The 9,908-nt window shown below is 63.0% G+C and carries 9 protein-coding genes; 7 read left to right on the top strand and 2 right to left on the bottom strand.

Annotated features, from left to right (window positions below; genetic code table 11):
- The coding region (mnmA, locus tag JHD73_RS24240; RefSeq protein ID WP_199032728.1) for a tRNA 2-thiouridine(34) synthase MnmA at positions 1 to 906 on the top strand (906 nt) is incomplete at its 5' end.
- Between the two features lie 91 nt (positions 907 to 997).
- A complete protein-coding gene (locus JHD73_RS24235; RefSeq protein ID WP_199032727.1) occupies positions 998 to 2,596 on the top strand; it encodes an FMN-binding glutamate synthase family protein in 1,599 nt (532 codons plus the stop codon).
- A 24-nt stretch (positions 2,597 to 2,620) separates the two neighbouring features.
- Here the strand turns inward: JHD73_RS24235 and JHD73_RS24230 are convergent, their stop codons facing one another.
- Positions 2,621 to 3,652 (bottom strand): porin, encoded by a 1,032-nt coding sequence (locus tag JHD73_RS24230; protein ID WP_199032726.1) that lies wholly within the window; start codon positions 3,650 to 3,652, stop codon positions 2,621 to 2,623.
- A 239-nt stretch (positions 3,653 to 3,891) separates the two neighbouring features.
- Between JHD73_RS24230 and JHD73_RS24225 the strand changes: the two genes are divergently transcribed.
- Genes JHD73_RS24225 through JHD73_RS24215 form a run of 3 tightly spaced genes read left to right on the top strand, consistent with a single transcriptional unit; the run spans position 3,892 to position 7,000 of the window.
- Positions 3,892 to 4,776 (top strand): N-formylglutamate amidohydrolase, encoded by an 885-nt coding sequence (locus JHD73_RS24225; protein ID WP_199032725.1) that lies wholly within the window; start codon positions 3,892 to 3,894, stop codon positions 4,774 to 4,776.
- 5 nt (positions 4,777 to 4,781) lie between these two features.
- The gene (locus tag JHD73_RS24220) at positions 4,782 to 5,546 is read left to right on the top strand and encodes an IclR family transcriptional regulator (protein WP_199032724.1); all 765 of its coding nucleotides are present in this window, start codon (positions 4,782 to 4,784) and stop codon (positions 5,544 to 5,546) included.
- A 35-nt stretch (positions 5,547 to 5,581) separates the two neighbouring features.
- Positions 5,582 to 7,000 carry a YfcC family protein gene (locus JHD73_RS24215; RefSeq protein ID WP_199032723.1) on the top strand — a complete coding sequence of 473 codons (1,419 nt, stop codon included), beginning with the start codon at positions 5,582 to 5,584 and terminating at the stop codon, positions 6,998 to 7,000.
- 30 nt (positions 7,001 to 7,030) lie between these two features.
- Here the strand turns inward: JHD73_RS24215 and JHD73_RS24210 are convergent, their stop codons facing one another.
- Positions 7,031 to 7,639, bottom strand: a complete 609-nt coding sequence (locus JHD73_RS24210) for a glutathione S-transferase N-terminal domain-containing protein (RefSeq protein WP_199032722.1) — start codon at positions 7,637 to 7,639, stop codon at positions 7,031 to 7,033.
- A gap of 230 nt (positions 7,640 to 7,869) precedes the next feature.
- Between JHD73_RS24210 and purB the strand changes: the two genes are divergently transcribed.
- Positions 7,870 to 9,249: an adenylosuccinate lyase gene (gene purB, locus JHD73_RS24205; RefSeq protein WP_199032721.1), complete on the top strand. Its 1,380-nt coding sequence runs from the start codon at positions 7,870 to 7,872 to the stop codon at positions 9,247 to 9,249.
- A gap of 262 nt (positions 9,250 to 9,511) precedes the next feature.
- A partial coding sequence (locus tag JHD73_RS24200) for a cytochrome b (RefSeq protein WP_199032720.1) occupies positions 9,512 to 9,908 on the top strand: 397 nt, incomplete at its 3' end.

Here is a 9,908-nt window from a genome sequence, read left to right as displayed (position 1 = left end):
GTCAACTTTGCGGCCGAGTACAAGGATCGCGTGTTTGCGGACTTTTTGCGCGAATACTCCGCCGGCCGCACGCCCAATCCTGACGTGCTGTGCAACGCCGAGATCAAGTTCAAGGCCTTCCTGGACCATGCGATGGCGCTGGGCGCGGACACGATTGCCACCGGCCATTACGCCCGCGTGCGTGAGGTCGATGGTCGATTCGAACTGCTCAAGGCGTTTGACCACACCAAGGACCAGAGCTACTTCCTGCATCGGCTGAATCAGGCGCAGCTCTCGCGCACGCTGTTCCCGCTGGGCGAGATGCCGAAGACGCGCGTGCGTGAGATTGCGGCAGAGATTGGCCTGCCCAATGCCAAGAAGAAGGATTCCACCGGTATCTGCTTCATCGGCGAGCGGCCGTTCCGCGATTTCCTCAACCGCTACCTGCCGACCAAGCCGGGTCCGATCAAGACGCCCGACGGTAAGACGATCGGCGAGCACATCGGCCTGGCGTTCTACACGCTGGGGCAGCGCAAGGGCATCGGCATTGGCGGCAGCCGCGATGGCAACGGCGATGCCTGGTACGTGGCGCGCAAGGACATGGCGGCCAACACGCTGTACGTGGTGCAAGGCCACGACCACCCGTGGCTGCTGGCGCATACCGTACATGCAGCTGATCTGAGCTGGGTTGCTGGTCATCCGCCCGCAGAGGGCACGCAGTTGGGTGCCAAGACGCGCTATCGCCAGGCGGATGCGCCGTGCACGGTGGCCCGTGCCACCGGCGGTGCGCTCACGTTGGCATTTTCCGAGGCGCAATGGGCTGTCACGCCGGGTCAGTCTGCCGTGTTGTACGACGGCGAGGTTTGCCTGGGTGGCGGCATCATTGCTTCAGCCGAAGCGGCTGTGCCCGAGAAGGCTGCTGCTTAGGCGATTTTCGCAACAGTCCGTTGTGACGGCTGCGGCCATCATCGGGGTCGTTTAAGCTGGCGCCCTGATTTGTCTCCACACAGGGTTTGTCATGCTGCCACGTCGCTATTGGGCCTTTGCGGGTGTTGTGCTGTTGTTCGTCATCACTGCGGGGTTCTGGGCCACAGGGCATCTGCACTGGGCGTGCGCGCTCATTCCGGGCTTGCTGGTGCTGCTGGGCATCTATGACGTGACGCAGACCCGCCACTCGGTGCTGCGCAACTACCCGCTGTGGGGCCACTTCCGCTTCCTGTTCGAGTTCATCCGCCCGGAAATCCGCCAGTACTTTGTCGAGGACGACACCGACGAGCGTCCGTTCTCGCGCGCCCAGCGCAGCATCGTCTATCAGCGCGCCAAGGGCGAAGTCGACAGCCGCCCGTTTGGCACCGAACTGGATGTGAAGACTGCCGGGCACGAGTGGATTGGTCATTCGCTGGCGCCCACGCGCATCGCCTCGGCGGATTTCCGCGTGCTGGTGGGCGAGGGGCGTGCCAAGCCGTATTCGATGTCGGTGTTCAACATCTCGGCGATGAGCTTTGGCGCGCTGTCGGGTAATGCCATTCGCGCGCTCAATCGCGGTGCGAAGCTGGGCAACTTCATTCATGACACGGGCGAGGGTTCGATCTCGCCGTACCACCGCGAAGAGGGCGGCGATCTGATCTGGGAAGTCGCTTCTGGCTACTTCGGTTGCCGCGATGCCAATGGCCGCTTTGATTCGGACAAGTTTGCCGAGCAGGCCCGCAGCCCGCAGGTGAAGATGATCGAGGTGAAGCTCTCGCAAGGTGCCAAGCCTGGGCACGGAGGGGTGCTGCCTGCCGCCAAGGTCACGCCCGAGATTGCCGCTACACGAGGTATCCCGATCGGACAGGCCTGTGTCTCGCCGGCCGCCCACTCGGAGTTCTCAACGCCGCTGGGGCTGCTGCAGTTCGTGGACCGGCTGCGCACGCTGTCGGGCGGCAAGCCGACGGGCTTCAAGCTGTGCATTGGACACCCGTGGGAGTTCTTTGGCATCGTCAAGGCGATGCTGGAATCGGGCATCCTGCCGGACTTCATCGTGGTCGATGGGGCGGAAGGCGGTACGGGCGCCGCGCCGCTGGAATTTACCGACCACGTTGGCACGCCGCTGCAGGAAGGGTTGCTGCTGGTGCACAACACGCTGGTGGGTACCAACCTGCGCGACAAGATCAAGATCGGCGCGTCGGGCAAGATCGTTACCGCCTTTGATGTCGCCCGGACGCTAGCGATGGGGGCTGACTGGTGCAACTCAGCGCGCGGCTTCATGTTTGCGCTGGGCTGCATCCAGGCGCAGAAATGCCACACCGATCGCTGCCCGACGGGCGTCGCCACGCAAGACAAATCTCGCCAGAAAGCACTGGTGGTGCCGGACAAGGCCGAGCGCGTGCATCAGTACCACGACCACACGCTGCACGCGCTGCTGGAGTTGACGCAGGCGGCAGGCCTGCAACATCCGGCGGACTTCCGCGCGCACCACATCGTGCGTCGCGTGTCGGGCAACGAGGTGCAGTTGCTCTCTACGCTGCTCAAATACCTCGAACCCGGCGATCTGCTCGCCGGGCGCTACCGCTATCAGCTCTATGAGCGCTACTGGCCGATGGCCCAGGCCGAGCGGTTCGACCCGGTGGCGGTGTAACGCTCATCAGCGCGATCACTTCGATCAGAACAAGTGCTTGATGCCGGCGCCGTAGGTCGTCACCCGGTTGCCGCGCACATTCGAATTCGGGTCTTCGCGGTCGAAGAACACGTAAGGCATGGTGCGCTTGCTGAGGTTGTAGCCGTAGCCGATCTGGAGCTTCTTGAGCCGGCCCGCGCGGTCGGTCTGCACGTCGCGCTCCATGTAGTTAGCGGTGATCTGGTGCGCGGTGCCAAACGGCACCGTGAAGCCCGCCAACCAGTAGCGCACCTGTGAGCGCGTGGTCATCGTGCCGGCATAGCGGTCACGGCCGATCACGGCATAGGTATTGACCACCGTGAAGTTGTAGCCGACCGCCAACTGCACCTTGTCGTTGAAATCATTGGCGACCAGGCCGCCGCGCTTGTCATCCTTCGAGTAGCCAAGGCCAGCAGAGAACGGGCCATTGTCGTAGTTCAGGCCGACGTCGTAGGCGCGCCAGTCGCTTTCGAATCGCACAGGGGCGGCCGGATTGGCCGGCGGCGTTTCCGGGCCGGCAAAGTACATCCGCGCGCGCAGCGAGAAGCCGCCGAAATCCGGCGATTGATACCCAAAGGCATTCGACACGCGGTTGCGCGCATTGAGCACCTTGGTGCCGATGGCCGTGGCGCCCGCATCATGGATGACGAAATCCGTGATGTGCGTGATCTGCGAGTAGATCGGTGAACCCACTGCCGTGGCCGAGTCCAGTCGGCCCATGGCAAACGCGCCGAACGTGCCGGTCAGCCCCACATAGGCATTGCGGAACTGCGGGTTGACGGAGGTGCCATCGTCGGCGTTGAAGCCTTGCTCCAGGCCGAACACGGCGGCCATGCCGTTGCCCAGGTCTTCCTTGCCACGCATGCCCCAGCGTGAGGCGTTGTCGGTTTCCTGCGCGGTGGAGCCTTTCGGGCCCTTTTGGACTTCGGCATCGAGATCGACGCGTCCGTACAGGGTGACGTCGGCAGCGGTGCTTGGGGTGGCGACCGACATCAGACAGCCGAGTGCCATCAGGCTGGCCGGGACAAAACGTTGCATGGAGTTCCTCCTCTATGGTTTTATAGAATAAAACAATGTTTCATAAAATCGTGCGGGCGACCACAATCCGGTGTCAAGCGCGTCGATATGGGTAATTTCCCGTAAACGTCTGTAATAAGAGGTTTATTCCTCAATGACGGTGTTTACGGGATAACCCGCGTTGCCAGGATGCACGCTGTGCCATCACACTTCGGTTTCATTAAATAAAACAGTGTTTCAAAAAACGCTGCGCGTGTTCGATGTCGATGCCGTCTCCTTCCGCCTTCCACCTCACGCTGCCGCAGGCGCCGGCCATGCCTGTCGTTTTCGATTCGCCGCATAGCTCGCGTGCGTTTCCGGAGGGCTTCACGACCGTGGCGCCGGAAGAGGCGCTGCTGACCACGTGGGATGCGTACGTCGACGAGTTGTGGGCTGGCGTGCCGGAGCTGGGCGGTACGTTGCTGGCGGCGGCCTTTCCGCGGGCGTACATCGACGCCAACCGCTCGATCAACGACATTGATGCGGCGCTGCTGGCTGAGCCGTGGCCCACGCCGCTGCAGCCTGAGTCCTACACCGCGCGCGGCATGGGGCTGATCCGCCGGTTTGCGCTGCCCGGTGTGCCGATGTACGACGCGCCGTTGTCGCTGGCTGAAGTGCGTGCACGCATTGACCAGTACTACCTGCCGTATCGCGCGGCGCTGGAAGCGGCGCTTGACGGCGCGTGGCAGCAGTTCGGCCATGTCTGGCACGTCGATTGCCACTCGATGAAGTCGCGCGGCAACGCCATGAATGAAGACAACGGTGCGCTGCGCCCGGATGTTGTCGTGAGCGACCGCAGCGGCACCAGCGCCGATCCGGCATTCACCGCGTGGGTGGCCGACACGCTGCGTGCGCTGGGCTTTCGTGTGCAGATCAACGACCCTTATCGCGGTGGTGATCTGGTGCGTAGCTACGGCAATCCGGCAGCGCAGCGGCACAGCATTCAGATCGAACTCAACCGCGCGCTCTACATGAATGAGGCTACCTGCGAGAAGCACGATGGCTTCGAGGTTTTGCGTGGACAACTGACCCGTTTCGTGGAAGCCTTGCGCGGCTATGTTGGCGAGCAACTGCGCCACGAACAACTGAACAATCAGAAGGGTTAGGTGCCATGAGCTACATCGTCGAATCGGTCGACAGTGCGTTGTCGTTGCTGACGCTGGTGGCGGAACATCCGGGCCTCGGGGTGACCGAGCTGTCCAACTGTCTCGGCATCAACAAGTCGCGCGCGTTCCGCCTGCTGCATACGCTGGAGGCGCACCGCTTCGTCATTCTCGATGCCAAGACGTCGACCTACGCGCTGGGCCCGCAGGCCTTCGTGGTGGGTGTCGCAGCTGCCGCGCAAGATGCGGTGGTACGCACCGCGCATCGGCACATGTTGCTGCTCAACCAGCAGGTGAACGAAACCATCATCCTGCGCGTGCGAGAAGGGCAGGAGACCGTGTGTGTGGCGCGCTGCGAGACCTCGCACGAGATGCGCATCATCGGTCGCGTCGGCAACCGCCGCCCGCTGTGGTATGGCGCGGCGGGCAAGGTGCTGCTGGCGTTCGCCCCGCAGGAGGTGCGCGCGCAGTACCTGGGCAAGGTCAAGCAACTCGCTGCCGAATCGCTCGGCCCCGAACCGCAGGTCATCGCCGAGCAGATCGCCGCCGTCCAGCAGAAGGGTTATGCCGCCAGCTTTGGTGAAGTCACGCCCGGTGCCGCTGCCGTGTCCGTGCCAGTGCGCGACGTGAGCGGCATGGCTGTCGCCGCGCTCAGCATTTCAGGGCCGGACACGCGCATCACCGCGCGTGACGTGCTGCAATTGCTCGAGCCGCTGCTGGCCTGCGCTGCAAGCATTGGCCGCGAGCTCGGCTACAACCCGCCACCCCCCTGATTCTTCAATAACGATCCGCCGCAGGAGCCATTTGCATGTCCGCCACCCTGGAGACCGAACGCGTAGAAACGCAGCGCCCGCACGCCGGGTTCATGCACCCGATTGTGATGATGCTGTGGGTCATGCTCGCAGCCATCTGCATGACCTACCTTGTGGACGCAGGCAAGTTCGAGCGTAAGGGCAAGCTGGTGGTGCCCGGCACGTACCAAGTGGTGCCCAAGGTGGCCGGGCTGCCGGAATTGACCTCGCCGATGCCGCACAAGAGCACGCCGGCCGAGGCCCATGCGGCCAGCGTGGTCGGCGCGGTCATGGCGATTCCGCAAGGGCTCATCAAAAGCGCACCGCTGGTGTTCATGGTGATGTTCGTGGGCGGCATGTTCGGCGTGATGCGCCGCACCGGCGTGATCGACGCTGGCATTGATCGCCTGCTGCAGATCACGGGCGGCAACATCTATCGCCTGGCACCCGCCGTGATGATCGTGCTCGGTCTGGGCAGCAGCTTTCTCGGGTTGATCTCGGAATACCTTGTGGTGATCCCCATCGTGGTGGCGATGGCGCGGCGGCTTGGCCTGAATGAGCTGTACGGGCTGGCGCTGGTGACCATTGCCGCCAAGGTCGGCTATATCGCATCGGTCACCAATCCGCTGGCGTTGCCGATTGCGCAGCCGCTGGCTGGCGTGCCGCTGTTCTCGGGCATCGACATGCGCCTGGCCGTGTTCGTCGTCTTCATGGCCATCGGCATTGGCTACTGGCTCTGGCGTGTGCGGCGGTCCGGGCAAGTGACGACCTACGTGCCGACCGAGAACAAGCGCCTGTCGCGCAGCCATGTCGCGGTGCTGCTTGTGCTGCTGGCATCGAGCGTGATGATGATCGTCGGCACCCGCCTGTGGAGCTGGCACAACGTCGAGCTGGCCGCGTTCTACATCATCATGGCCATGGCGATTGCGCTGGCGGGGCGGCTCGAGTCGCGCGTGGCATCCGAAGCGTTTGTCGACGGCATGAAGGGGATGATGCTGGCGGGGCTGCTGATCGGACTTGCATCCGCTGTGGAGCTGATCCTGCAGAACAGCCTGGTGCTCGACACCATCATCCACAGCCTCACGCGCCTCACACAGGACAGCGCGCGCCCCGTGGTGGCCGGCGGCATCATGGTCATGGAGATGATTCTGGACGTGTTCATGCCGTCGCTGTCGGGCAAGGCGGCGGTGAGCATGCCCATCCTGGCGCCGATCGCGCACCTGTCAGGCGTGAGCGGGCAGACTACCGTGCTGGCATTCCTCATGGGCGGCGGCCTGATGAATATGGTCACGCCCACCTCGGGCATGCTGCTGGCCTATCTGGCGACGGCGCGCGTGAACTACGGCCAGTGGGTAGCCTTCATCTTTCCGCTGTTCGCAGCGCTGTTTGTGCTGTCGCTGCTGGTGCTGGGCGTGGCGGTCGAGATCGGCTACTGACCGCCACCCAAATCACTTGAATCGACCAACTTACTGCGGCTGGGTTTCGATGAAACTCGGCCGCTTTTCCATCCGTGCGTAGAACGCGGCCAGGTTGGCGTGGCGTTCGCGCCAGTCGATCTGCGGCTGGCGGAAATCCAGGTAGCCAAGCGCACAGCCAACACAAATGTCGGCCAGCGTCAGGTGGTTGCCGTTGCACCAGGTCTTGTCGGCCAGCCCCTGTGACATGGCCTTGAGTGCGTCGTCGATCTTGTGGTTCTGACGTGCCAGCCATGCTTCGCCGCGCTGCTCAGGTGTGCGTTGCGTGTGCTCGATGCGCAGCATGAGCGCGGCGTCGAGCAGGCCGTCAGCCAGCGCTTCCCAGCAGCGGACTTCCACGCGCTCGCGGCCCGACGGCGGGATCAGGCGCGCCACCGGCGATAGCGTGTCGGCATATTCGGCAATCACGCGGGAATCGAACAGGGCGCCGCCGTCGTCCATCACCAGGCAGGGCACCTTGCCCAGCGGGTTGAACTGGTGGATCTGCGTGTCGGCGCTCCAGACGTCTTCCAGCACGAACTGGCAGTCGATTTTCTTTTCGGCCAGCACCACTCGCACCTTGCGGGTGTACGGGCTGGCGTGGGATCCGATCAGTTTCATAGGCATGTCTTGTTGGAGGCGGAAGTATAGCTGCGCACTTTCCCGCGTGCTCTGGGCGGCGCTTCAACCAAACGGAGGCTTGCCAAGGTCCCGGATTGGCCCTGAGACCGGCGTGCCGGGTGGTAAAATCACGGGCTCGCTGGGGTGCGCGTATGCACCTTGGTTCAACGCTCGATGCAGCGTCCGGGTTGTCCGGATTGAGATTCCCTTCACATTTTTCCCCGCCTGCCATGTCGTCGCTTTCCGCACTGACCGCTCTGTCTCCCATCGATGGCCGCTACGCTGCCAAGGCCGATCCGCTGCGCGAGTGGCTGTCGGAAGCCGCTTTCATGCGCAACCGCGTGAAGGTAGAGGTGCACTGGCTGATCGCCCTGTCGCAGGCCGGCCTGGCAGAAATCCCGCGTTTTTCGGCCGAAGCCGAGCAAGCGCTGCTGGCCCTGGTCGAAAACTTTGCCGAGGCAGACGCCGCCCGCATCAAGGAAATCGAAGCCGTCACCAACCATGACGTGAAGGCCGTCGAGTACTGGATGAAGGAGCGCGTAAAGGGCAACGCCGAGCTGGAAGCCGCGAGCGAATTCATCCACTTCGCGTGCACGTCCGAGGACATCAACAACACCTCGCACGGCATGATGCTCAAGGGCGCGCGCGACACGGTGGTCGTGCCCGCACTGCGCCGCGTGCAGGCTCGCCTGGTGGAGTTGGCCCACGCCAACGCTGATGTGTCGATGCTCTCGCGCACGCACGGCCAGCCTGCCAGCCCGACCACGCTGGGCAAGGAAATGGCCAACGTGGCCGCCCGCCTGGACCGTGCCATCCGTCGTATCGAGGCAGTGGAATTGCTGGGCAAGATGAACGGCGCGGTGGGCAACTACAACGCGCACCTGTCGGCGTACCCGCAACTGGATTGGGAAGCCTTCTCGAAAAATGTGATCGAAAGCCGTCTTGGCCTGACGTTCAACCCGTACACCATCCAGATCGAGCCGCACGACTACATGGCCGAACTGTTCGATGCCGTGGCGCGTGCCAACACGATCATCCTGGACCTGGACCGCGACGTCTGGGGTTACATCTCGCAGGGCTACTTCAAGCAGAAGACCAAGGCCGGCGAGATTGGCTCGTCGACCATGCCGCACAAGGTCAACCCGATCGATTTCGAAAATTCCGAAGGCAACGTCGGCCTGGCCAATGCAGTGCTGCGTCACCTGTCGGAAAAGCTGCCCGTGTCTCGCTGGCAGCGTGACCTGACGGATTCGACCGTGTTGCGCAACATCGGCGTGGCCTTCGGCTATAGCCTGCTGGCTTATGACGCCTGCTTGCGTGGCCTGGGCAAGCTGGAAACCAACCCGGCCCGCCTGGCCGAAGACCTGGACAACTGCTGGGAAGTGCTGGCTGAGCCGGTGCAGACCGTGATGCGCCGCTACGGCATCGCCAACCCGTACGAGCAGCTCAAGGAGCTGACCCGCGGCAAAGGCATCTCGCGCGAGGCGCTGCGTGAATTCATCGGCACACTGGCCATTCCCGAGGACGCCCGCAAGCTGTTGCTGGATATGACGCCGGGCAGCTATATCGGCAAGGCTGAAGAACTGGCGCGCCGAATCAGCAGCCTTTGATTGTTTCGAAAATTTGTTGGCTGCACTGAAAACAGCCTCCTCCGTATGACTACGGAGGAGGCTGTTTTGCTATGTGGGCTCTGTAGAATGTGCCGCGTTACCCGATTGGTCGCCGTCTATCATTCATCAAAAAATTTGAATTTCTCGGTGAACTTGAGGGGGTCCTGCTTGGCCGGATCGCTTCAATAATGCACAAACATTTGGCGCCGTGGTCTTACTGGCAGGCGCCGCTTACCAAGAGCGTCCCAAACTGAGGGAACCGATGTCACAAGCTGCCCAATCAAATCTCGCCATGCGCGCCGCTGCTGATGACGGCGCTTATGGCAAGCCTGCCATCGCGCTGCACTGGATCATCGCGCTGCTGATCTTTGCGGCGTTCGGGCTCGGTCTGTACATGACCGACATTCCCGGCTTTACGCCGACCAAGCTGAAGCTGTACTCGTATCACAAGTGGATTGGCGTGACCGTGCTGATCTTTGCCGTGCTGCGCGTGCTGTGGCGCCTGACGCATCCGGCGCCGGCCCCGGTGGCCGGTATGCCGAAGTGGCAGCATCGGGCTGCCGAAGGTGCACACCTTGTGTTGTATCTGCTGATTCTGGCGGTGCCGCTGACGGGCTACCTGTTGAGCGTGGCGGCCGGTATCAAGGTTGTCTACCTTG

Source organism: Ralstonia sp. ASV6, from assembly GCF_016429285.1.
Taxonomy (GTDB): domain Bacteria; phylum Pseudomonadota; class Gammaproteobacteria; order Burkholderiales; family Burkholderiaceae; genus Ralstonia; species Ralstonia flaminis.
The sequence above is the reverse complement of the archived record's forward strand: the minus strand, read 5'-3'. Positions and strand labels throughout refer to the sequence as shown.

Coding starts and splice junctions, on each gene's coding strand:
- JHD73_RS24235 (WP_199032727.1), top strand. CDS start 998: ATGCTGCCACGTCGCTATTGGGCCTTTGCGGGTGTTGTGCTGTTGTTC.
- JHD73_RS24230 (WP_199032726.1), bottom strand. CDS start 3,652: ATGCAACGTTTTGTCCCGGCCAGCCTGATGGCACTCGGCTGTCTGATG.
- JHD73_RS24225 (WP_199032725.1), top strand. CDS start 3,892: ATGTCGATGCCGTCTCCTTCCGCCTTCCACCTCACGCTGCCGCAGGCG.
- JHD73_RS24220 (WP_199032724.1), top strand. CDS start 4,782: ATGAGCTACATCGTCGAATCGGTCGACAGTGCGTTGTCGTTGCTGACG.
- JHD73_RS24215 (WP_199032723.1), top strand. CDS start 5,582: ATGTCCGCCACCCTGGAGACCGAACGCGTAGAAACGCAGCGCCCGCAC.
- JHD73_RS24210 (WP_199032722.1), bottom strand. CDS start 7,639: ATGAAACTGATCGGATCCCACGCCAGCCCGTACACCCGCAAGGTGCGA.
- purB (WP_199032721.1), top strand. CDS start 7,870: ATGTCGTCGCTTTCCGCACTGACCGCTCTGTCTCCCATCGATGGCCGC.